Here is a 23,224-nt window from a genome sequence, read left to right on the forward strand (position 1 = left end):
TTACATTTAGTTTCTAGGTAAATAGTATTTGTGTAACGTTTTATAAATTGAATTTTTATATTGTGATTTTAGGAGTCAAAATAGCGATTATTTTAAAGTTTATTATTAGCTTATTTGCGATAATTAATCCATTTTCATTAGCTGGAATATATCTTGATACTGTAAAACAATCAGATCAAAAAGAAAAAAGTGCAATTGTCTCTATGATGATATTAGCATTTTTGGCGATACTTAGTATGATGGTGTGGTTCGGTGATGATATATTGTCAGTTTTTGGTATTAATCAAGATGCTTTTCGTGCTGGTGGCGGAGTAATTGTCTTGTTTTTTGGCTTGAGAATTTTGGGAGTATTAACACAGTCAGGGTCAAATGCTAATGTAAAAGCTGTTTCTGCTAGAGATTTGGCAGTTGTGCCTTTGGCTATACCTTTATTGGCAGGACCTGGGACAATAGCAACGGTAATTACAGAGTCTCATAAGTACTTTATTACACTTCAAGCAAAAATTATCGGTAATATATGTTTAGTATTTGTAGCAATTATATTATGGTTGTTTTTTAGGTATCTTCCTAAGATATCTGCATTTTTAGGAGAGCATGCTATAGATGTTATTTCAAAGGTTATGGGTTTGATGCTAGTAGCTATTTCGGTAGAAATGATTTTTGATGGAATCAAAGGTTTCTTTTATTAGTTTAAGAAGGAGAATAATATGATAAAGGTATTTGGGATAAATAATTGTACAAGTGTTAGAAATGCCCTCAAGTTTTTTGAAGAAAAGGGTAAGAAAGTTGAATATATAAATCTCAGACAAAAAAAACCTACTTGGCAAGAAATGAAAGAGATAAAGCAAATTGGCAATTTTCAAGTAATAGACTTATTCAACTCTAAAGGTAAGCTTTTTACGGAAATGGGCCTTAAAGAAAAATTTGGTAGTTTGTCGGAGCAAGAAGCATTTGAGCTTTTAGTTACCGATGCCTTATTATTTAAAAGACCTCTAGTTGTAGATGGCAGCTATGCTAGAACTGGCTGGAATAAAAAAGAATACGAAGAAAAATGGGGTTAGAATAATTTAAAATTTGAGATGTTTTATTCTGTTGCGTCAGATTTTGCTTTCTCAATTTGTGCATCTAGGCTAGCTGCTTTTGAGAGATTCTGTTGAGCTTCAGCATCTAGAACATTTGCCTGATCTTTGTCATACTGAGACTTAGAAGTATCAGCCTTAGCCTCTTTATCAAGATTTCCAGCATCAGTTGTTAGTGTATTAGCTTGTAGTTGATCTTGTTTAGCCTGTTCGTTTAATTGGCTTTGTTGTTGCTCAAGATCTTCTAGCGCGCGCTCTTTTTTATTTGGACCGCATGAAGCAAGTAAACTTACGCATACAACAGAAGTAAATAATATTCCTGATAATTTTTTTATAGTCATTGGTTATATTCTCCTAACAGTTATTAAAATTAAATTGATACAAATTAATTGCTATCATTTTAATTATGCTAAATGAATAATTATTAGTAAATACTAAACAGTTAATTTTTTATTAAAAAATGGTGATGCTTTAGTTCTTTAAGTAGATGTGCATTTAGAATAAATTAACGGCATGAAGAAACATGATTGCACAGAAAATTGTAATAATCCCGGCAGTAATATTTAGCTCTTTTCTATTGCAAAAAACAGATATTAAGAACCAGACTAGAATACCCGTAGCAATACCTGTTGATATTGATGATGCAAGAGTCATCATTATTATGGTGAAAAATGCCGGTGTTGCTTGAACAAAGTCGCTCCAATTAACATTTGCTACTTGTTGCATCATCATTATACCTATTAGTATTAGTGCTGGAGAAATGACTTCTATTGGGATAGAGCTAATTAATGGTGATAAGAATAAAAATGGTAAAAACATTAAACCCGCAAATATAGCTGTAAGGCCAGAGCGAGCTCCTTGAGCAATACCTACACCAGATTCTACAACAACTGTAGATGGACTAGAGCCTAGTATGCCAGATACTGTAGCGCTTGTAGCATCAGCAAGGAAGGTTTTCTTTAGTTCTTTATCTCTATGATTGTGCTCTTTTTGCATACTTCCATATAAGCTTGATATGGTTCCAGTACCATCAAAAAGACTTAAAAAGCAGAACGTGAATATTGTTGGCAAAATAGCAAATTTTAAGCCACTTGTGAAATCTATTTGACCTATCAAAGAGAAATCAGGAGCACTTACTATAGTAGTTGGTAGAGCTATTATTTTTTCATGAGAAAAATGCTCTAAAGGTATAGAGAATATATAGCCTATTATGATTACTATGATAATTGGGGCAGGAATTTTTTTTATGAAAAGTATTACTAATAATATTAAACAGGCCATAAATAATATGGTATGTGGATTGATGCTATTTAAAGTTAATAGGCCTTCGTTAGAAGTAATAAAGCCACTATTTATAAAGCCGATATATGCAATAAAGAGTCCAATGCCAGCTCCTAGGGATTGCTTGATTGACTTAGGGAGGCTTAGCATGATTTTTGTACGAATATTTAAAATTACTAATAAGCTAAATATTATTCCTGACCAAAATGTTGCGCCTAATACGGTTTGCCATGGTAGGTGATACACTGATACAGCAGTATATGAGAAGAAAATATTCATTCCCATACCGGGAGCTACTACAAAAGGATTGCGTGTAAATAATCCCATAATTATGCTACCAAAAGCAGATACTAAGATTGTGCTTGTTACCAAAGCATTGCTAGGCATACCAGCAGCAGCTAGTATTTTTGGATTTACCACGATGATATAAGAAATCGCTAGAAAGGAAGCTAATGCTGCTAGGAATTCTTTTTTTATTGAGGTGTTATTTGCTTTTAGATCAAAGAATGATTCTATTGTTTTCAACATATTTTACAGCTAAATCACTAAAAGCTATATTGTAGTAATTAGTATGATAAAAGTCTATTTGGTTTTGATTTTTAGCAAGATTTTTTATATTCAGAATATAAGTTGTCTAATTGTTGTCTAATATTGATTCCTATATTCCTATAGTCACATTCACGTAAGTTTGCTAGAGAGACTCTAGCGGAAGGGTGTGAGTCATCAAAGCCATTACCAGGTAGAAGAACTACTCCTGTCTCAGATGCTAAAGTTTTTAGCATATTATTAACACTATGATTTTGTATTAACCATCTAGAAAAAAACTTATCATAAATTACAGTTGAGAGATGTTCTAAATCTAGAAGTGTATAATATCCAACATTATCTGAATTATAATGGTACGGTATCTTAGGTGATATGGAATTAAATAAGATATTGTAGCGCCTTCTGATAAGCTTTTTTGCTTCTTTACGATAAATATCTTGACTATCTAATAAGCTAGAAAGCGCAAAAAGGCTCATTTGTAATTGTTGAGGTAGTGAGATACCAGCGGTATGATTTAGTGCAACAGAGCGACTATCAGCTACTAATCTATCAATAAACTTTAATGTTCTTGAATTTGTTGTAAGAGAGTTGTAATGCTTATCAAGCTCACGCAGCTTTCTATCATCAAGTTCGCTAATTAGTTTATCAAAAATATTGTCTTTGTGTAGGGTAATCGTACCGATACGCCAGCCAGTTGCTCCAAAGTATTTGGAGAATGAGTAAACGCAAAGGGTGTTGTAGGCACATTTTGAGAATAATGATTCAAAGTCATCTGAAAAAGTTGCATAAACATCATCGGTAATAATCATTAAATCAGATCGGTGATTTTCGATGATATTCGCTATTTTGTCTAGAACAGAGTCGCTAATTTTGACAGATGGTGGATTACTTGGATTTACTAAGCAAAGAATCTTGATAGTAGGATCAAGTAGCTTTTCAAGTTCTTTGTCAGTAACTTGCCAATCTGCTTGCTCATCAGCATAGGTGTGAACTATAGTATTGTTATATTCTGGAAGTTCTGGAATTTCAAGATATGGTGAAAAAATAGGGCTAATCATCGCTATTTTATCATTGGCATTAAGTAGTCCATTTATTTTCGCAGATTGGAAAATATATGTCATAGCAGCAGTACCACCTTCTGTCGCAAAAATATCAAATTCTAGTGGGATATCCGTATTCTTATAGAGTTCTTCACGCAGATAGTACATTACTATTTTTTCGGTGATAGAAAGCATCCTTGGTGGCGAAGGGTAGTTGCATCCAAGATATGCATTAGTCATTTCATATAAAAAGTCTTCTTTATTGATGCCTAAATGATCATCAACGAAAGAGATTGCAGCTTTAAGAAAACTAATTCCATCTAGCTTATCATTAGCCATGCAGTAGAAATCAAATCTTTCTAATATGCCTTTTTTCTCAGGTAAGCCACCAAAAATGTTATCAAGATAGGAGTAAGATCTTTCAGATTCTTTAAGTGCAAAGTCTCCAAGGCGTAAGAAAGCATGTCTTGGAACTGTTGCCAAAAAATTAGGATTGCCACGACCAGCATTCAACATTAATCTATCGGCTTTACTTGTTGCTAATTTTATTAATTCATCTTTAAATTCAAATGGACTTAAATCTTGTTGACTCATAAAAATATCCTTTTATTTGGGTATGATTGTGACTAATGCAACTATAATAGGGCCCCATAGTGTTAGCCATATATTTGCTAAAGCATAAGATGATGTGAATGGAATTACAGGGGTAGCGTTGCCAGCTCGTTCTAATAGAGCCGCAAAACCAGGGTTTGCGCTTCTACCACCAGCAATAGTTGCTAATAATACAATAGGGTTTTTGATTTTAAGTAAATAGTACGATATGTAAAAAGAAATTACTTGAGGTATGATAGTTACACCAATACCCAAGAAAAATAGTGTAAGTCCGTGCTCCTTGATGGCGATTATGGCTTGAGGTCCAGCAGTAATTCCAACACTAGCTACAAATATTGCTAAACCGAAGTCTCTGATAAAATTAGAAGCCCCTAATGGTAGATTGCTAAATTGAGGTTTAACTGATCTGATCCAACCAAAAATCAAGCCTGATAGCAAGCAACCAACGCCAGCGCCTAAAGTTATTGAAATACCAAAGATATTGAAACTTATTAAGCCTAAAATATAGCCTAAAACCATTCCTAAACCAAAGAAGATGAAATCAGTGATCGGAGCTTCAGAAATATAAGTCCCTATCTTGTTGCTAATTTTATCAAGATCTTCTGGTTTGCCTACTAATACAATTTCATCACCTCTCCTTAGCTTTAGCTCGTCAGAAATAGGAAGCTTTTGACCAGAGCGAATAATTTTTTGTAAAAATACTCCATAGTAGTTTTTGTCTTGAATTATGGTTTTGATTTCTTGGATAGTTTTGTTGAAAAGATTCTTGTTTGTTAATATCAAAGATCTTTTTTCTTCAATGAAGTTGAATTGCTGAGGTTTGGTAACTTCATCATCATTTGAAATGATAGATTGTATGTCTAAATCTTCGTAGAATGTTATGGCTACTATATCATTAGTATCTATGGTGGTTTTAGGGGTTATGGTTAGCAGCTTATCATTGCGAATGATATTTTCTATTACTACTTTATACTCATATGCTTTATATATTTCTACAACTGATCTGTTTAGTAGTTCTGAGTTGTGACTAATTCTATATGCTCGAGTAGTGTATTCGCTAAAAGCAGAGAATTGACCAACTTCTAAATCCAAGCTACCATCTGATTGTTCAGTCGCTAGCTTGATAGCTTCTTTTCTGATATCCCATCTCATTATAAGTGGCAAGATTGTAGCTAATAGGATAATTGGCCCAAAAGATCCAAAGATATAACATACTGCATATCCAACGGCGACGTTAGCTTGCATTGTATGAATAATTGACTCTGGCAGTGAGCTTATGGCAGCTATTGCATTATTTGCTGAACCTATCATGGCTGATTGAGTTAATCCTCCAGCACCTAATCCAGCTGCAGTACCTTTATCTAATCCGAATATCCAAGCAAAAGTTAATACACATATTAACCCTAAGAGACATGTTATAGTCGAAGAAGCTAACAATAAGAGAGTACTCTTATTTAATGATCTAAAAAATTGTGCTCCTCCTTGATAGCCAACGGCATATATAAATAAAGCAAAAAACAAAGAGCCTATCTCTGGTGGAATCATAATATTAAGTTGTCCTATGATCACTCCAATTATCAGAGATCCTGAAATACCACCTAATACAAAAGTCTTATATTTTATCTTTCCGAGTAGATAACCAATACTCACTGTTAAAAATAGTGCTATGAAGGGATTTTTGAGTATGTTAAGCACTAACTGTAGAACCATCTTGAACACCAGTGTTACCACATAGATAGAGTATAGCAGACCCCTGTGGCTATAGTAATTACTGAGTTGCGATTTATTGCGTATTTATATATCCACCTGGTACTGATTCGATCAGCGATTTGAGTTCGAGTTCAAATAGGATTGGAGTTATTTCCATATAAGGAAGTTTTGATTCAGTAACTATTTTGTCAATTGTTGTGAGCCCCTGACCTATAATGTCTAGAATCACTTTTTCGGAGTTGCTTAGGTTTATATTATCGTCAGCTATTTTTGTAGAAGTTTCTTGTAAAGAGTTGTTTGGGTCAATATTTATCTCTTCTAAAATATCATTAATATCACAAACAAGTTTCGCTCCTTGTTTGATTAACTCATTGCAACCTTGACTTGATGTACTAAAAATACTTCCTGGTACTGCAAATACTTCTTTGTTTTGTTCAAGAGCATGTTGAGCAGTTATTAATGAGCCACTTTTGCTAGCTGCTTCAATTACAACTACTCCTTTAGATAGTCCACTAATTATACGATTTCTCTGAGGGAAAGTATAACGTGAAGCTGTTGTTCCTAGAGGTAGTTCAGATATTATTAATCCATTATTGGAAATAATATTGCTATATAGTTCTCTATTTGAACTTGGGTATATAATATCAACTCCTGTACCTACTACTGCAATAGTGTTTAAACTGTTTTCAAGAGCATGTTTATGAGCTAGAGTATCTATTCCATATGCTAGTCCACTCGTTATTGTGATATTTGAGTCTTTAAGTTCTTTGCAAAGTTTGTAGGTGGCGTTCTTTCCATAAGTAGAGTTTTTTCTTGCACCAACAATTGCTAATTGAGCAGTCTCTAAAAGCTTTGTATTACCAGTACAATATAATACAAAAGGAGGATTGTTAATATGTTTGAGATTTTCTGGATAAGCTTGATCTGAGTATGTTACTAATTTGTTATTGTTGTTTTTTAGCCAGCTATACAGTTTGTCTAGATAGCTTTGGTACTTTCTATTATTAAGATATTCTATACTCTCCTGACGCAAGAATAAGCTTTTGGTATATTTGCTTGGATTATCGATTATCTCACTAAAAGTAACACCAGTTTCTAACGCTTTTAGTAGGCGATTATTGCCAAAATATGGTGTGCATGAAAGAATTATTATAGATTTGGTAGTATTATTCATTACAGTCGAGTTGTTGCCATTGAGCTGCTAGTTATTTCCTGCAGTGAGTTAACTATTATTGCTATAGAATAGTTATTTGATTCCCTATATACAAAGCCATAACCTATATATTTCGGAGGAATAGGGAAGCCATCAGTCCTACTCTCAGGTTCGTATAATATTACTTCAGCTCCTAGTTTTAGTCCATCAGTAGCACCCTTGTTAAGTAGGATACTATTATAAGATGAGGAGAATGTATTCGTATTCATAACATCTTCAAGTACATTTGCAGTTACTTTGCTTTTCATTTTAAAAGTTTCACTTGGAAGCTTTTGATCTGCAATAGCATCAGGTATTACGTAATCACCAACACTAGCCTCCCTGGTTAGATTAGTGATTGTAAGAGCTGTTATACCTTTGTAAGTATGATCATATTTTGCTGTTCCTAATCTGTAGTATTTGGTATCGTCGTTAAAAGATGCTATTGGTTTAGGCTCTGATATGATTATAAAGTTTTTATTATCAACATTCTGAGGGTATTCTTTATCTGCGAATATCTTGTAGTTAGTACTTAGTACCGGTCTTTTTTCTCTAGAGTCGTATATTCTTGATACATCATCGACTTCGTTACCATTTAATAGGTAAACGTTTGAGAAGAATTTGGTGTAGTCTGCAGGTTTTACATGTTTTAGGTTTTGTTCTATGTTATCTATTTGTTCAACGAGTCTACTTTTTAGAGTAATCTCGGCTCTTTGGTTTATTGCTCTATTTGAACTTGTATCATTTGGTGCAATAGGGTCTTGGTATCCTAGGGCTTTAATTATAATTCCATTGTCCTTATCTAACCCTCTTCTAACAAGATACTCTTCAACACTTTCTGCACGATTTTTGGATAGTCTAATATTATACTCAGTCAATATGTGTTTATCGGTTAGTAGTTTTGATTCTACTTTTCCAGCATATCCCCTTATTGTGAATGTTGTAGTGTCTGTAAGCTTTAGGTAAGCATAGAGTTTGTTGAGAACTTGCTTGGCTTGGTCATTAAGATTGTAACTATCTGCATCGAACTTAATATTTGTTTGAATTAAGTCTGGACCTTTTTGTTCTTTTAAACATATAAAAGATTGGTTGGACTCTATTAATTTTTCTGTACAAGGTCCTAATGTAGGAAAAGAAAGGTTTTCATCACTAGGATTTTCACTTCCTGTAAATGTTTCACAACCTGTTATAATTAATGTTGACAGTATTATTGAAGTAATGCTTAGTAGTTTTTTCATAGGTGGTAATAAAACTTATGGACTTATTAATAGGATTCTACTATAAAGTTTTTGATGAGAATAGTATTTGTAGCTTAGGTTACTGATTTATATTGATAAATATTGATAAAATCAATTTGTTATATAAACAAAAGATGAATAAAATCTCTAAATATGGTATCTTCAAGTTCAAAAAATACAATTAGAATTTATATGAAAATAACTTCAGACAGCTTTGTGAAAATGCACTTTAAATTTAGGTTGAAAGATGGTTCTATCGCTGAAGATACAGAAAACTATAATAGACCTTTCATATTTCAAATGGGTCAAGGATGCTTTACTGATAAAGTTGAAAGTGAGCTAGAGGGAGCATCTGTTGGAGATAGTAAAAGAGTTGTTTTGATGCCAGAAGAGGCTTTTGGTGAAAAGCATCCTGCGAGCATTTATTCTGTGCCTAAATATAGGTTTCCGAAGGATATGGAGTTAGAAGAAGGTTTAATTGTATCATTTAGCCAAAAAGATGGCTCTAAGTTACCAGGATTGATTACTGAAATTAATGAAAATGATGTTACAGTCGACTTTAATCACCCTTTATCTGGTCAGATAATTGTATTCGAAGCTAAGATTTTAGATATAGCTGAAAAAGAGGAGGATTTAGGTGAAGATATTACTAGCTAATCCTAGAGGTTTCTGTGCAGGAGTCAGTAGAGCTGTGGAGACTGTAGAGAAAGTTCTAGAGGTTGAAAGGTCTCCTATTTATGTGCGCCATGAAGTTGTCCACAATAAGGTTGTTGTTGATTCTTTAAAGAAAAAGGGCGTGGTTTTTGTTAAAGAGGTCGATGAAGTTCCTAATGATGCTGTGTGTATATTTAGTGCTCATGGTGTTTCGCTTCGAGTTGAAGAAGCTGCAGCTAAAAAAAACCTTGTGTTATATGATGCAACATGTCCATTGGTTACTAAAGTCCATAGAGGTGTTCGCTTAGCAAGTAATAATGATGCTGAGTGTGTTTTGATTGGGCATAAGGGACATCCTGAGGTTCAGGGTACTATGGGTCAGTATCGCAGTGAAAAAGGAGCTATATATTTGGTCGAAAGTGAACAGGATGTTGCTAAGCTAGGTATAAAAGATCCTGATAATTTGTATTACGCGACACAAACTACTTTATCTGTGGATGAAACTCAAGGAATTATAGAGTCCTTAAAAAATAGGTTCCCAAATATCAAAGGACCAAAAAAAGAAGATATTTGTTATGCAACACAGAATCGTCAAACAGCAATAAAATCAATGCTTAAAGAAATAGATGTTTTAGTTGTTGTTGGCTCACAAAATAGCTCTAACTCTAATAGATTGAAAGAGTTAGCGACACTAGAAGGGATTGATGCTTATTTGGTAGATAATCCTGCGGATATTGAAAGTGCATGGTTTGATAATAAGAAAGTTTGTGGAGTCAGTGCTGGAGCCTCTGCGCCTGAATATCTTGTTCAACAGATAATCTCTGAAATATCTAATGTCTGTAAAGGTGGTGTTGATGTGGAGGAGTTTGATGGTATCAAAGAAGAGGTTTACTTCCCTCTTCCGAGACTTCTTAAACAAAAAATTATTGGTACTAATTGAGGAAGACCTTATGCAGAGATCAGTCAGGGGTGCAACAACAATAGATAGTGATACTAAAGAAAATGTAATAAGTATGACTAGAGAACTTTTGCAGGAGATGATAAATCATAATGATATTGAGTCTGAAGATATCGTTAACATCATATTTACAGCAACCCAGGATATTAAATCAGAGTTTCCTGCCGTTGCAGCTCGTGATATTGGCTTGGTGGATGTGCCTTTGATTGACTGCCAACAAATGACGCGTGAGGGAGCATTAGAATTTTGTATTCGGATTATGTTGACATATAATACAACTAAGTCGCAAGTTGATATAAATCATATATATCTACGTGGGGCTAAAATATTAAGACCAGATTTGTTAAGAAAGTAGTAGGGTTAAGGTTATGTGGTTATTAGAAAATATTGATATGAAGAGGTCGAAGTATATACTTCCTAGCCTATTTACGAGTGCTAGTTTATTATTTGCTTTCTTGGCTATTATTGCCGCTTTTCAAGGTAATTTTATTTCATCAGCGGTATATATGTTATTGTCAGGGTTTGCTGATGCATTTGATGGTAGAGTAGCAAGATATACTCATACTCAAACCGAGTTTGGTGCTGCTTTAGATAGTCTCGCAGATGTTGTTTCATTTGGGGCTACTCCTGCATTGGTAATGTATTTTTGGATGTTGCATCATCTTGGACCTATAGGAGCTGCTATTTCATTTTTATATTTATTAGCAGTAGCCCTAAGACTAGCGAAGTTTGATACTATGATTGAAGTTCCAGCGGACTCAGAGGAACAAAAACTTGAGAGAAGATTATATTTCTATGGTATGCCATGTCCAGCAGGTGCTGTTACAATATGTGGTTTAATCTGGTCTGGCCAGTGGCTGATTGGTAGAGCTGGAGACACAGGTCATGACTTTATTATATTTTTACTAGTGTGTGTTACTATATTTACAGCTTTATATCTTGCTTTTATGATGGTTAGTGATATTAAATTTAGAAGTTTTAAAGATAGTGATGGTAAGGGCAATATAAGTAAACTTTACATAATATGTTTTATATTGATAATTTTGATGTTATTTACTATGCCTGAGAGATTATTATATTTAATAATGATTGGATATGCATTGTCTGGTCCAATATCTCATTATATGTATAAGCAAAAAATTAAAAATAGCGATCTAAATGAAGATTCAGTTGTCGATGGTAAAAAAATAATAGACGCAGATAAGTAAAAAAATTATTCTTTAATTGTGACAAAAGCATCATGGCTTGCGTGACCTTGTTCGCCTATAATACCTGCAGAAACGCCACCCGGTTGTTGCATATATCCTGGCTCATTAGAGTCTAAGTTTTGTTCAGTTGGTGGTGGAGCTACATAGCCAAAAGAGTCTCCGGTTGAATTTGTACATGAGATTAAAGCTGTAGCAACAAAAGCTAGTATAAGTAAAGTCGTTTTTTTCATTACATATCAATCTGAAATTTTATTATTTATAAATAATAACAGATTTATATTTAATTTAGATGCATTAAATGGTTTATAATTTATATTAGTTTACGTATAATTAGCGACAACACGCGCGAAAATATATGAAAATATAAATCTGTCAGGAATATTTATGGATAATTCTATTTCTTTAGTTCAATTAATTTTACATGCTAACTTTATAGTTCAGCTTATTATGTTAGGTCTAGTTGGTATGTCTGTTTACTCATGGGCTATTATGTTTGAAGTCAACAATCGTGTCAAAAAATATCGTAATGAGCAAGTTCAATTTGATAAGTTGTTTTGGGCAGGACATCATATACAGAAATTATATGATTATTATCTCCAACATAAAGAAAACATCTTTGGTAAATCAATAATATTTTGCTCAGGTTTAAGAGAATTTAATAATCTTAAAGATACTGGGATACTAAGAGGCGATACTATTCTAGAAGGTATGGAAAGAACAGTAAGTATAGCTATAGCTCAAGAGGCGAAAGAGCTAGATAGAAAGTTGCCAGCTTTGGCTACGATAGGTGCTGTATCTCCATATATTGGACTAGTTGGTACTGTTTGGGGTATTATGTCATCATTTAATACACTTGGTGGTGTAGAACAGGCTACAATTTCTGTAGTTGCTCCTCATATCGCAGAAGCATTGATTGCTACAGCACTTGGTCTTTTTGTAGCAATTCCTGCCGTTATCGGGCATAGTAGATTGTCTAATCAGGTTGATGATGTTTTGTCAGGTTATGAATCATTCCAAGATGATCTATGTATACTACTTTTGAAAGAAGCGCATAGAGATGAAGTTCAACAGCAACATCAAGAAAGCTTTTAAATAATGGCTTTTTAATATGAAAAAGAGAAACAAAAGATTTTTTAGAAAAAAAAGACCAATGGTGCAAATCAATGTAGTACCTTACATTGATGTAATGTTGGTGCTTTTGGTTATTTTTATGATTACAACACCTATACTAACACAAGGTGTAAAGGTTGATTTACCTAAAGCTCAATCTGAGAAAATACCTTCTAACGATAGTAAGCCAATTGTTGTTACTGTCAACAGGGATGGAGAGTATTTTGTTAATCAAGGAGTTAGTGATCCAAAAGCTCCTTTAAGTGCTAGAGATCTTACAAATGCAGTTGTTAGCTTATCTCGACAATCTCCTGGTAAGCCTGTATACGTACGAGGAGATAGCAGTGCAAGTTATGGAGAGGTAGTAAAAGCTATGGCTCTGATTCAAAGAGCAGGTGTAGATAAAGTGGGGTTAGTCACTGAAGATGGCAAATCTTAATTATCAAAAAATTATTAGTTTCTGTAAAAAAACAGTGGATGAAAATCCATTCTTAGTAAAAGCGATACTTGTACATATTGGTATTGTGATATTGCTATATACTCTAGCCTTTATAAGTGATCTTAAGTTTGAAACTAGCCAGGCAGCTTTGAGTGCTGAGGTTCAGAAGGCTCCTAAGCAACTTCAAATTATCCAAGCAACATCGATAAGTAGTAGTGAATTGAATAAACAGATTTCTGCTTACGAAAATCACCAGCAAGAACTAAAACAAGCTAGAGAAGATATTAAGCAAGCAAAAAAACAGGCTCTTATAAGACATCAACAAAAATTAAAAGAACAAGCAGAAGCTGAGAAAAGGGCAAAGTTAGAAGCAGAGCGAAAGGCTATTTTAGAGGCTAAGAAAAAAGCTCAAGAAGAGCAAAAACGTCAAGCTGAGCAACAGAAAAAGGCTCAAGAGGAAGCAAAGCGTAAAAAAGAGCTAGAAGAGAAAAAGAAAGCCGAAGAAGAGGCAAAACGTAAAAAAGAACAAGAGCTAAGAGCTAAACAAGAAGCCGAAGAAAAAGCTAGAGCAGAGGCAGAAGCTTCAGCTAAACGTGAAGTATTAAAGAGCCAAGCAAATTTAGCAGTTGGTCGATATATTACCGAATATGCAAGTAGAGTCAGTGAAAATTGGGTTAAGGATGATTGTAGAGGAATTTATGATTTTCCAGAGGCTATTGCTAAAAATGGTAAATTTATAAAGCTTACGGGAACATCTGGGAATGATGCTTGTGATCAGTCATTAATTGAGGCTGTTAAAAATACAACGCCTCCAAAAGTTTCTAATATTGTTGCTATGCAAACAATACAAAATGAAAATGTTCGTTTTAAGTTTGAACAAATGTGAAGGATCAAAAGAAATTATGATTAGAAAAGTTATTGCTGTTTTTTGTATTTTTATTTTTTTATTATCGAGCTTACAGGCAGAACTAGTTGCTACTGTAACAAACGGAGTTATTCAAAAACCGTTGGTAACGGTAATTAGTAATAATGTTGTAGATCAATTTCCTCAACAAGTAAATTCTATAATAGTTTCAGATCTTAACCATAATGGTAAGCTACAGGGCGAAGATCCTATTAAGTATGAAATTAATCAAAGTCAGAATATACCTTGGAAGAGTTTGAAGTCTGATTATGTTGTTTTAACAAAATATACAAAAGATTCAAATAATAGCTATAGTGTTGAAGTACAAATATATAAGAGAAATGATACGAGTTATATCAGATCAATAACATATAAAAATATAAGTACATCTTTAGTGAGACCTCTAGCGCATAAGATCGCTAATTATGCATATCAAAAAATTACTGGAGAGCAAGGCTTCTTCTTGACAAAGTTAGCATATGTACAAGTAAGTAATCCTTATGCTAGATATGGTAGAGTTTATGAACTGATAATATCTGATTATGATGGGTATAACAAGCATACAGTTCTTAGACAAAGTGATAATCCTATAGCTACACCATCATGGTCAAATGATGGTAGGTATATAGTCTACTCAAGTTATAGTGGCGGTAGTATGGGGGTATATACTCTAGAGATAGCTACAGGTAAAGTTACAAGAATAACTAATTTTAAAGGGATTAATAGTTCTCCATCATTCTCTCCTAATGGTAAAGAAATTGCTCTAGCTTTATCTAAGGGGTATTCTGATCAAACTAATATCTACATATTAAATTTGGCTACCAAAGCATTAAAGAGAATAACTATAAATGGTATAAATACAGCTCCAAAATTCTCACCAAATGGTCAAAGCATAGTATTTACATCTGATAGAGATGGTCGTCCAAATATTTATGTTGCGCCGGTTAACTCAAGATATCCTCAATCATCTAAACTAAGTAGTAGAATATATCAAGGCTATGAGCCAAATTATACTCCAGATGGCAAAGATATAGTGTTTATGAATCAATCTAGATCAAGCGGTACTCAGATAGCTGATTTTAATTTAGCTAATGGAAGTGTGACAAATATCACAAATGGTAAATCAGACAGTTCACCTACAGTATCTCCATTTGGCAATATGATCGCATATATATCTACAAACTCTAGAGGCTATAGTTCGTTAGATATGGTATCATTAGATGGAGATAATCATTTTAATGTTGACACAGCTAATAATGGTAACATCTTAATTCAGTCACCAAGCTGGTCACCCAAAAACTTTTAAGGAGCTTGTATGAAAGTTTTGGTAAAAAGTTATATTATTTTTGCTTTAGCTTTGTTAGTTACAAGTTGCGCGTGGTATAAAGGGCCTCCTTTACAAGCTAATGCAAATGGTAGTTTAGATGGATCGTCGTTAAATGAAACAAGTGGTCCTGGTTTTATTAGTACGCTTAAAAGTGGTGAAGATTATGGTTCAAGTTATAGCGGTTATGCAGATAATGGCGGTAATTATGAAGTTTCAAGTTTTGAAAATAGCTAAAAATAGGAGTTAGATATGATGAAAAAAAGTATTATGAGTGTAGCTGTTGTAAGTTCTATACTTATGTTAGCGAGCTGTTCAAGCACTAGACCAGATAATAGTGATTTAATCAAAGATAAGTATGCTGGTGTTGATAGTTCACAGGCTTTAGAGATGTCTTCGCAAATATATGGTTCTGATAATATGAGTTCAGATCAGGTTGAGCAGATGAAAAAAGAGTTAATGGATATTAACTGTAGATCAGTATATTTTGGTTTTGATAGCTATAATATTACTGATGATGCTAAAGAATGTTTAGATAAAACAGCAGACTATCTAATAGCGCATCCAGATCAACCAATTAAGTTATCTGGTAATACTGACCCTAGAGGTAGCGAGAAATATAACTTCAACCTAGGGCAAAAGCGTGCTGAATCTGTATACAACTATTTACTAGGTAAAAATGTAAATAAAGACCAAATCTGTGTTGTAAGCTATGGTAAATTAAAACCTGCAGCAGAACCAGCACAGTTCTATGATGAGTTCTGTACAGATGGTGTTAATGATGCATGTATGTATAAAGCTTCTGAAAAGGCATTCTATTTAGATAGAAGAACTGAAATTGACTTCGGTGTGAAGTGTGATGAGAGTAATTCTTCAAATTAGTTAATGATCTTTCATTTCGATTTGTAATTTTATCTTTAACTATTTTTTTATCTCAAATTGTTCTACAATAGTCGCATAATTTTTTGTTTGAATTAAATATTATGATTAAAATTCCTAAAATTGGTTTTGTAAGTCTTGGCTGTCCAAAAAACCTAGTTGATTCTGAGCGTATAATAACTAAACTAAAGGCGGAAGGCTATGATTTGGTAGATAGCTATGATAATGCTGATATGGTTATAGTTAATACTTGTGGTTTTCTAAACTCTGCTATTGATGAGTCACTAGAGGTGATAGGAGAAGCAATTGCTGAAAATGGTAAAGTACTTGTAACAGGATGTCTGGGAAATAAGGCAGATCTTATCAAAGAAAAACATCCAGAAGTTCTAAGTATTACGGGACCTCAAGATTATGAGAATCTAATTGAAGCTGTGCATACTCATGCTCCGATATTTGCTAATGATTTTGTATCTTTAGTACCACCACAGGGTATTAAGCTTACTCCAAGACATTATTCGTACTTGAAAATATCAGAAGGTTGTAACAATACTTGTACTTTTTGTATTATTCCAGATATTCGTGGTAAGCTAAAAAGTCGCTCAATTGACAATATCATGAAAGAAGCTGAAAAACTTAAAAATGCTGGTGTTAAAGAGTTACTTGTAATATCTCAAGATACTTCAGCCTATGGTGTTGATATCAAGTATAAGTCGGGTATATGGCATGATAAAGAATATCAAAGTAATATTTTAGATCTTGCTACTGCTCTTGGAGAGTTAGATATGTGGACAAGACTGCACTATGTATATCCATATCCGCATGTTGATAAAATTGTACCACTGATGGCTCAGGGCAAAATAAATCCCTATCTTGACGTACCTCTACAGCATTCATCACCAGAAGTTCTAAAAAGGATGAAGAGACCAGCACATACGCAAAAAACTCTTGATAGAATCAACAAGTGGCGTGATATTTGTCCTGATATAGCTATTCGAAGTACTTTCATCGTAGGTTTTCCAGGCGAGACCGAAGCAGATTTTGAGCATTTACTAGAATTTATAGATAAAGCACAGCTTGATAGAGTTGGTTGTTTTAAATACTCAGAAGTAGAGGGTGCAAAGGCCAATCAACTTGATAATCTAATTTCTGAAGAAGTTAAACAACAGCGTTTAGATGAGTTTATGAGTCTGCAAGCTCAAATAAGTGCTAATAAGCTTGAAGGTTTTGTTGGTACAGAGCAAAAGATCATAATTGATTCAATAAACCCTGAAGAGAACTATGCAATTGGTCGTACTAAATATGATGCACCAGAAGTAGATGGACAAGTCATTGTTGGCGATGCAGCAGAGAGAGGCTTAAAAGTGGGTGAGTTTGCAACTGTTGAGATTACTGAATCTACTGAGTATGATCTGATTGCTGATTAATACAAGTTTATCAAAATAAGCACTTCGACTTCGCTTAGTGAAATTTCACATTTATAGCTTACTACATCTAAAAGTAGTACTTGGGCAAATATTGCCTACTACGTTTAAAAGTAGTACTTGATCAAATAGCTTAAACATAAGCTATTTGCTAGATTTCGAGGTCAAGTACATTCGACTACGCTCAGTAACCACCTGACGGAATGACGTACTACTTTTAGATTACTTTAGCTATATTTTCTTGGCTTAATAGTTTTTAGAGGTGTCTACATGTTAATTAAATCGATAGTCCTTATTTTGTTAGGTCGTGAAATGCACTTTGACTCGGCTTTGTGATCTTTTCAAGTTCATTAAACTTTCTTAATATTTATTTATCTGTATAAAAAATCCATAATCTTATTTGTATACTTGTAGTACTAGAGCATAATTTTGGGAGAGTGCTATGAGTGGTAATCTAGTTGTTATCGGAGTTTCTGGTTCTATAGGTTGTGCTGTAACCAAGAGATTGAGATATTTGTACCCAGATGCGAATATATATGTTTTTTCACGTTCTATAGTAGCTGATCGTTTAGAAGGTGTAGTTTATGGGCATATTGACTACTCGGATGAATCAACAATTGAAAAAGCCGCGAAAGATGTTTATGAAAAATCAGGAGCTATTAATCTAGTTTTTGTTGCTACTGGTATATTACATACTTCCGAGATAAAACCAGAGAAAGCTTTAAAAGAACTATCGGCAGATAAATTCATTGAGCTTTTCAAAGCAAATACAATTTTCCCAGCTCTTGTTGCAAAGCATTTCATACCCAAGTTAGCTAAAGATACTAAGTCTGTATTTGCTGCTATTTCTGCGAGAGTTGGTAGTATCTCTGATAATCAGCTTGGTGGCTGGTATGCTTATAGAGCTTCAAAGGCAGCTTTAAATATGTTTATCAAAACAGCAAGTATTGAGACTAAGCGCTTAAATCCAAATGCTGTAATAGTTGGGCTTCATCCAGGGACTGTTGATAGTCATCTTTCAGAACCTTTTCAGGCAAGAGTACCCCAAGGTAAGCTTTTTACACCGGAGTATTCAGCTAGTAAGTTAGTTGAAGTTTTAGATGATTTGAAATTAGAAGATAGTGGTAAATGTTTTGCATGGGATGGTAAAGAGATTATTCCATAGTTAAAATTTTTAGAGGTGTTTTATGGATGATAAGAATATAACGATTAGTGAAATTATAGAAATGGCATGGTGTGATAAAACATCATTTGATGCAATCAAAAATATAACAGGACTATCAGAGCCACAAGTTATAAAGATTATGCGTAATAATCTTAAGCCGAGTAGTTTTAGGCTCTGGCGAAAAAGGGTGACCGGAAGAGTTGCAAAACATCAAAAAAGGTTAAATCATACAAATGCAAGTAGTTTGGTTTAAGCGTGATTTACGTATAAATGATAACTTAGCCTTATCTTTAGCATCTGAAAAAGGAGATATTTTACCGATATACATAATTGAGCCTGAACTTTGGCAACAGCCTGATATGAGTCATAGGCAATATTTGTTTCTATTAGAATGTTTAGAAGACTTAAATACTGAGCTTACGAGATTAGGACAACCTTTAATTATAATGGTTGGTAATGCTGTCGAGGTTTTTGAGCAGCTAATACAAAAACATCCTATCAAGAGTGTTTGGTCGCATCAAGAAACTTGGAATGCCTGGACATATCAGCGTGATATTAAGCTTGAGAAGTTTTTTAAACAGAATAATATTTTATGGCATCAACCATATCAAAATGGTGTAGTTCGTTGTTTAGCTGATAGAGATAAATGGGCTTTGCTATGGCATAAACGCATGAGTGAAAATCTTGTAAAAGCACCTGCTAAGCTTAAATTTATTTGTGAAAATCAAACTAAAATACCTACGGCTGAGAGTCTTGGTCTAGAGTATGATAATTGCTATAAACGGCAAAAAGGTGGTCGAGTTCGCGCACTTAGAATCCTTGATAGTTTCTTGTATCAAAGAGGTTGTGGTTATACTAAAGAGATGTCTTCACCAGTTACTGCCTTTAAAAGTTGTTCGAGATTGTCGCCATATATAGCTTTTGGAGTTATCTCGATAAAAGAGGTATATCAGTTAGCTAATCAGCGTAAAAATGAAATCAAAGTTAGTAGTATAAAAAATAAAACAAAATGGTTAAGCGCAATGCGTTCATTTTTATCGCGCCTGCGCTGGCATTGTCATTTTATGCAGAAGTTAGAGGATCAATCAAATATTGAATATGAGAATTTGCATTCAGCCTATGATCAACTACGCAAAGAGCCGCTAAATCAGCAATATTTTGAGGCATGGAAAACTGGTAATACTGGTTTCCCGATGATAGATGCATGTATGCGAGCATTGATTGCAACAGGGTGGTTAAACTTTCGTATGCGTGCAATGCTCATGAGTTTTGCAAGCTATCATTTGTGGTTAGATTGGCGTGTTACATCGCTATATTTAGCAAGATTATTTACTGATTATGAACCAGGTATTCATTATTCACAAGTGCAAATGCAATCGGGAACTACAGGTATAAATAGTATCCGTATTTATAACCCTATTAAGCAAAGCATTGACCAAGATCCTAATGGCGAATTTATCAAAAGATGGATACCTGAGCTAGAAAATGTAAGTGATGAGAATATCCATACACCATGGCTAGAAAAGCATAATTCTGTAGATTATCCAAATCCTATTGTTGATGAAAAGCAAGCGCGGAAATTTGCCGCAGACAATATTTATAAAATTAGAAAAGACTCAAAGAGTAGTCAAGAAACTAAAAATATTATCAAAAAACATGCTAGTAGGAAAAAGCCCAGAAAAATCAAATCTAAACAACAAAAGGTAGAGAATATTCAAGGAGAGCTTTTCTAATGAGAACCTTACGATTAATTCTAGGAGATCAACTTTCGCAGAGTATTTCTAGCTTGAAAGATTGTGACAAAGCAAATGATGTTGTGATGATGTGTGAGGTAATGCAAGAGGCTAGCTATGTTAAGCATCATAAAAAGAAGCTAGTGTACATTTTCTCAGCGATGCGCCACTTTGCACTGCAGTTGCATAAACTAGGTTATAAGGTTTGCTATACAAAACTGGATGATCCAAAGAATACAGGTTCATTTTATAGTGAAGTTGAGAAGGTTGTTAAAAAGCTTGGTATACAAAAGCTAATTGTAACTGAACCAGGTGAATATCGCGTATTAAAAGATATTCAAAGTTGGCAGAAAGATTTCTCTATAGATGTTGAAATACGCACAGATGATAGATTCTTAGCTACAATTGATGAGTTTGCAAAGTGGTCAAAAAATTATAAGCAACTACGCATGGAATATTTTTATCGTTATATGCGTACCAAACATAATATTTTGCTTGATAATGATGGCAAGCCAGAAGGTGGACAGTGGAATTATGATAGTCAAAACCGTAAAACACCAACTTCTGATATGCAAATCCCAAAACCATATAAAAGTACAGCAGATGATATAACTAAGCGAGTAATTAAGTTAGTCGAGAGAACATTTGCTGATAATTTTGGAGATATTGAGCCATTTAATTATGCTGTTACTAGAGAGCAGGCGCTCGAAGCACTAGATTTATTTGTTAAAGAAAGACTTAGTGATTTTGGAGATTATCAAGATGCAATGCTTGAGAGGCAGGCATGGATGTATCATTCACATATTTCTATGTATATTAATAGTGGCCTGCTATTACCTATGGAGTGTATCAAGTCTGCTGAAAAAGCATATTATAATGACAATGCTCCTTTAAATGCTGCAGAAGGTTTTATTCGTCAGGTTCTTGGTTGGCGAGAGTTCGTACGCGGTGTTTATTGGTTAAAAATGCCAGACTATCGCGATATGAACTATCTTGAAGCTACGCGTAAATTACCAAGCTTCTATTGGGACACTGAGACTAAGATGAATTGTCTTCATCAGTGTGTCAAAGAAACTAAAGAGAATGCTTATGCGCACCATATTCAAAGACTAATGGTTTTGGGAAATTTTGCATTGTTAGCTGGAATTGATCCTAAGTATGTCAATGAATGGTATTTGTTAGTATATGCGGATGCCTATGAGTGGGTTGAGTTACCAAATGTATCAGGAATGGTACTTTTTGCAGATGGTGGGTATTTGGCAAGTAAACCCTATGCTGCTAGTGGGAGCTATATCAAAAAAATGTCAAACTATTGTGATAATTGTAGTTATAAAGTCAGTGAGAAAAATGGAGGTGGTGCTTGTCCATTTAATTACTTATATTGGGATTTCTTAGCTAGAAATAAATCAAAGCTCGCTAATAACCCACGCTTGGCAATGATTTATAAATCTTATGAAAAGATGACTAATGAGAAGAAAGAACTAATTAGACAAGATAGTAAAAATTTTCTTGAGGAATTAGGTATATGAAAAAACAGCATTTGCCTACGAAGGTTTGTGTAGTATGTGGTTTACCATTTACTTGGCGTAAGAAATGGGCAAAAGTATGGGATGAAGTAAAGTACTGCTCTGAAAGATGTCGGAGAGCAAAAAATAAAAAATAAATCTTATCTAAAAATATTCAATTAATGTTCTCCAAGCCTATTTCTTATTTTAATTGCTATAAAAGATGAAAATCTATTCTTATATTTAATTTAGTATGTAAAATAATTTTAAATAATATAGTTAATAACCATGAAAATGAATTTTATCCAGAAATATTTTGCAATTATAGTGATACTAGGAGTTCTGCTAGCTATATTAGTACCTTCCATATTTATACCATTAAAGCCATATATTACTTATTTGTTAGCTACTATTATGTTGGTAATTGGACTTCATCTACAACCAAAAGATTTTGTAAAAGTCGCTAACCTCAAGGGAAAGTTACTAGTTATATTGTTTTTGAAATTAACTGTTACATCAATAGCTGCTTTTATAATTGGTAAGCTCTTTGGGTTGAGTTTAACCGCATTGATAGGTCTAGTTATTGTTGGCGCTTGTCCAGGAGGCACGGCTTCAGGAGTTATGGCTTTATTGGCTAGAGCAAATATTTCACTTACTGTTAGTTTAACTTTCTTAACAACATTGTTAGCACCAATAGTTATGCCACTAATCATCTATTTTTTCTTTGCGAAGAGTATTGAGTTAGACTGGTTTGGTATGTTTGAAACAATGGCAATAATAGTTATCTTACCGATAGTTTTAGGAATTTTAATTAGTAAATTTACTAAACTAAATGATTCAACTTTAAAGAAAATCTCTAGTATTCCAATACTCTTGATTATGCTAATAGTAATGGTTGTAACAGCTTTAAATAAAGACGCTATTATACTTGTACCTTTAGATATTATTTTAAGCGTTATAATCCTTAGTATATTTGCTAATGTGTTTGGATATTTAATAGGTAAAGTTTTGGGCCTAGATTTTGATAGTAGATTAGCTTTGCTATTTGAGTTTAGTATATTAGATGTTGGCTTAGGGATTGTGATAGCTTTGACCTTCTTTGGTAATCAAGCAGCTATTGCTGCAACTTTTTATGCAATTTGGCAGAATATTATTGGACCTATAATTGTTAACTTTATAAATATATGTCGCAGTACTAAGTTTAAATCTTCTTAAAATATTTTGTT

26 protein-coding genes are annotated in these 23,224 nt (G+C 33.7%); 19 read left to right on the plus strand and 7 right to left on the minus strand.

The features are described from left to right. Nucleotides 1–47 precede the first annotated feature (47 nt). A complete protein-coding gene (locus tag FQ699_RS07565) occupies nucleotides 48–689 on the plus strand; it encodes a MarC family protein (protein WP_257217893.1) in 642 nt (213 codons plus the stop codon). An 18-nt stretch (nucleotides 690–707) separates the two neighbouring features. Beyond that, the gene (locus FQ699_RS07570) at nucleotides 708–1,061 is read left to right on the plus strand and encodes an arsenate reductase family protein (protein WP_013922145.1); all 354 of its coding nucleotides are present in this window, start codon (nucleotides 708–710) and stop codon (nucleotides 1,059–1,061) included. Between the two features lie 23 nt (nucleotides 1,062–1,084). Here FQ699_RS07570 and FQ699_RS07575 read toward each other — a convergent pair whose 3' ends face one another. The 6 genes from FQ699_RS07575 to FQ699_RS07600 all read right to left on the minus strand — a co-directional run bounded on the left by FQ699_RS07575 (nucleotide 1,085) and on the right by FQ699_RS07600 (nucleotide 8,698). After that, a complete protein-coding gene (locus tag FQ699_RS07575; protein WP_013922146.1) occupies nucleotides 1,085–1,420 on the minus strand; it encodes a hypothetical protein in 336 nt (111 codons plus the stop codon). Nucleotides 1,421–1,574: 154 nt separating this feature from the next. Beyond that, the gene (locus FQ699_RS07580) at nucleotides 1,575–2,888 is read right to left on the minus strand and encodes an NCS2 family permease (protein ID WP_146421793.1); all 1,314 of its coding nucleotides are present in this window, start codon (nucleotides 2,886–2,888) and stop codon (nucleotides 1,575–1,577) included. A 71-nt stretch (nucleotides 2,889–2,959) separates the two neighbouring features. Continuing rightward, nucleotides 2,960–4,540 (minus strand): bifunctional aspartate transaminase/aspartate 4-decarboxylase, encoded by a 1,581-nt coding sequence (locus FQ699_RS07585; protein WP_146421794.1) that lies wholly within the window; start codon nucleotides 4,538–4,540, stop codon nucleotides 2,960–2,962. A gap of 12 nt (nucleotides 4,541–4,552) precedes the next feature. After that, the gene (gene aspT, locus FQ699_RS07590) at nucleotides 4,553–6,268 is read right to left on the minus strand and encodes an aspartate-alanine antiporter (RefSeq protein WP_146421795.1); all 1,716 of its coding nucleotides are present in this window, start codon (nucleotides 6,266–6,268) and stop codon (nucleotides 4,553–4,555) included. 73 nt (nucleotides 6,269–6,341) lie between these two features. Further along, nucleotides 6,342–7,442: a DNA-processing protein DprA gene (dprA, locus tag FQ699_RS07595; protein WP_146421796.1), complete on the minus strand. Its 1,101-nt coding sequence runs from the start codon at nucleotides 7,440–7,442 to the stop codon at nucleotides 6,342–6,344. Then, nucleotides 7,442–8,698: an OmpA family protein gene (locus tag FQ699_RS07600; protein WP_146421797.1), complete on the minus strand. Its 1,257-nt coding sequence runs from the start codon at nucleotides 8,696–8,698 to the stop codon at nucleotides 7,442–7,444. The genes dprA and FQ699_RS07600 overlap by 1 nt, the downstream gene beginning before the upstream one ends. Before the next feature lie 192 nt (nucleotides 8,699–8,890). Here FQ699_RS07600 and fkpB point away from each other — a divergent pair, with 192 nt between their 5' ends. The 4 genes from fkpB to FQ699_RS07620 are packed head-to-tail and all read left to right on the plus strand — an operon-like array spanning nucleotide 8,891 to nucleotide 11,518. After that, nucleotides 8,891–9,355 carry an FKBP-type peptidyl-prolyl cis-trans isomerase gene (gene fkpB, locus FQ699_RS07605; RefSeq protein ID WP_013922152.1) on the plus strand — a complete coding sequence of 155 codons (465 nt, stop codon included), beginning with the start codon at nucleotides 8,891–8,893 and terminating at the stop codon, nucleotides 9,353–9,355. Next, nucleotides 9,336–10,292, plus strand: coding sequence for a 4-hydroxy-3-methylbut-2-enyl diphosphate reductase (ispH, locus tag FQ699_RS07610; RefSeq protein WP_146421798.1), 957 nt, complete (start codon nucleotides 9,336–9,338; stop codon nucleotides 10,290–10,292). The genes fkpB and ispH overlap by 20 nt, the downstream gene beginning before the upstream one ends. A gap of 10 nt (nucleotides 10,293–10,302) precedes the next feature. Then, nucleotides 10,303–10,665 (plus strand): chorismate mutase, encoded by a 363-nt coding sequence (aroH, locus tag FQ699_RS07615; RefSeq protein ID WP_146421799.1) that lies wholly within the window; start codon nucleotides 10,303–10,305, stop codon nucleotides 10,663–10,665. Nucleotides 10,666–10,678: 13 nt separating this feature from the next. Continuing rightward, on the plus strand, nucleotides 10,679–11,518 hold the full coding sequence (locus FQ699_RS07620) for a CDP-alcohol phosphatidyltransferase family protein (RefSeq protein WP_146421800.1): 840 nt from the start codon (nucleotides 10,679–10,681) through the stop codon (nucleotides 11,516–11,518). A gap of 5 nt (nucleotides 11,519–11,523) precedes the next feature. Here the strand turns inward: FQ699_RS07620 and FQ699_RS07625 are convergent, their stop codons facing one another. After that, the gene (locus tag FQ699_RS07625) at nucleotides 11,524–11,748 is read right to left on the minus strand and encodes a hypothetical protein (RefSeq protein ID WP_146421801.1); all 225 of its coding nucleotides are present in this window, start codon (nucleotides 11,746–11,748) and stop codon (nucleotides 11,524–11,526) included. 154 nt (nucleotides 11,749–11,902) lie between these two features. Here FQ699_RS07625 and tolQ point away from each other — a divergent pair, with 154 nt between their 5' ends. The 13 genes from tolQ to FQ699_RS07690 all read left to right on the plus strand — a co-directional run bounded on the left by tolQ (nucleotide 11,903) and on the right by FQ699_RS07690 (nucleotide 23,213). Beyond that, on the plus strand, nucleotides 11,903–12,610 hold the full coding sequence (tolQ, locus tag FQ699_RS07630) for a protein TolQ (RefSeq protein ID WP_146421802.1): 708 nt from the start codon (nucleotides 11,903–11,905) through the stop codon (nucleotides 12,608–12,610). Nucleotides 12,611–12,626: 16 nt separating this feature from the next. After that, a complete protein-coding gene (tolR, locus tag FQ699_RS07635) occupies nucleotides 12,627–13,067 on the plus strand; it encodes a protein TolR (protein ID WP_146421803.1) in 441 nt (146 codons plus the stop codon). Continuing rightward, on the plus strand, nucleotides 13,054–13,953 hold the full coding sequence (locus FQ699_RS07640) for a cell envelope integrity TolA family protein (protein ID WP_146421804.1): 900 nt from the start codon (nucleotides 13,054–13,056) through the stop codon (nucleotides 13,951–13,953). The genes tolR and FQ699_RS07640 overlap by 14 nt, the downstream gene beginning before the upstream one ends. 19 nt (nucleotides 13,954–13,972) lie before the next feature. Further along, entirely contained in the window at nucleotides 13,973–15,277 is a 1,305-nt protein-coding gene (locus FQ699_RS07645) for a beta-propeller domain-containing protein (RefSeq protein ID WP_179951692.1), read from the plus strand. A 9-nt stretch (nucleotides 15,278–15,286) separates the two neighbouring features. Next, the gene (locus FQ699_RS07650) at nucleotides 15,287–15,532 is read left to right on the plus strand and encodes a hypothetical protein (protein ID WP_146421806.1); all 246 of its coding nucleotides are present in this window, start codon (nucleotides 15,287–15,289) and stop codon (nucleotides 15,530–15,532) included. A 15-nt stretch (nucleotides 15,533–15,547) separates the two neighbouring features. Continuing rightward, entirely contained in the window at nucleotides 15,548–16,177 is a 630-nt protein-coding gene (locus tag FQ699_RS07655) for an OmpA family protein (RefSeq protein WP_146421807.1), read from the plus strand. 101 nt (nucleotides 16,178–16,278) lie between these two features. After that, on the plus strand, nucleotides 16,279–17,598 hold the full coding sequence (rimO, locus tag FQ699_RS07660; RefSeq protein ID WP_146421808.1) for a 30S ribosomal protein S12 methylthiotransferase RimO: 1,320 nt from the start codon (nucleotides 16,279–16,281) through the stop codon (nucleotides 17,596–17,598). A gap of 439 nt (nucleotides 17,599–18,037) precedes the next feature. Next, the gene (locus tag FQ699_RS07665) at nucleotides 18,038–18,760 is read left to right on the plus strand and encodes an SDR family NAD(P)-dependent oxidoreductase (protein ID WP_146421809.1); all 723 of its coding nucleotides are present in this window, start codon (nucleotides 18,038–18,040) and stop codon (nucleotides 18,758–18,760) included. Nucleotides 18,761–18,782: 22 nt separating this feature from the next. Further along, complete coding sequence (locus tag FQ699_RS07670) at nucleotides 18,783–19,013, plus strand: TIGR03643 family protein (RefSeq protein WP_146421810.1); 231 nt, start codon at nucleotides 18,783–18,785, stop codon at nucleotides 19,011–19,013. Then, nucleotides 18,994–20,493, plus strand: coding sequence for an FAD-binding domain-containing protein (locus FQ699_RS07675; RefSeq protein ID WP_146421811.1), 1,500 nt, complete (start codon nucleotides 18,994–18,996; stop codon nucleotides 20,491–20,493). The genes FQ699_RS07670 and FQ699_RS07675 overlap by 20 nt, the downstream gene beginning before the upstream one ends. Continuing rightward, a complete protein-coding gene (locus FQ699_RS07680) occupies nucleotides 20,493–22,022 on the plus strand; it encodes a cryptochrome/photolyase family protein (RefSeq protein ID WP_146421812.1) in 1,530 nt (509 codons plus the stop codon). Before FQ699_RS07675 ends, FQ699_RS07680 begins: the two co-directional genes overlap by 1 nt. Then, entirely contained in the window at nucleotides 22,019–22,156 is a 138-nt protein-coding gene (locus FQ699_RS07685) for a DUF2256 domain-containing protein (protein ID WP_004286486.1), read from the plus strand. The genes FQ699_RS07680 and FQ699_RS07685 overlap by 4 nt, the downstream gene beginning before the upstream one ends. 136 nt (nucleotides 22,157–22,292) lie before the next feature. After that, the gene (locus FQ699_RS07690; protein WP_146421902.1) at nucleotides 22,293–23,213 is read left to right on the plus strand and encodes a bile acid:sodium symporter family protein; all 921 of its coding nucleotides are present in this window, start codon (nucleotides 22,293–22,295) and stop codon (nucleotides 23,211–23,213) included. Nucleotides 23,214–23,224: the final 11 nt, after the last annotated feature.

The sequence above is a fragment of the Francisella salimarina genome, assembly GCF_007923265.1.
In the GTDB taxonomy this organism is placed as follows: domain Bacteria; phylum Pseudomonadota; class Gammaproteobacteria; order Francisellales; family Francisellaceae; genus Francisella; species Francisella salimarina.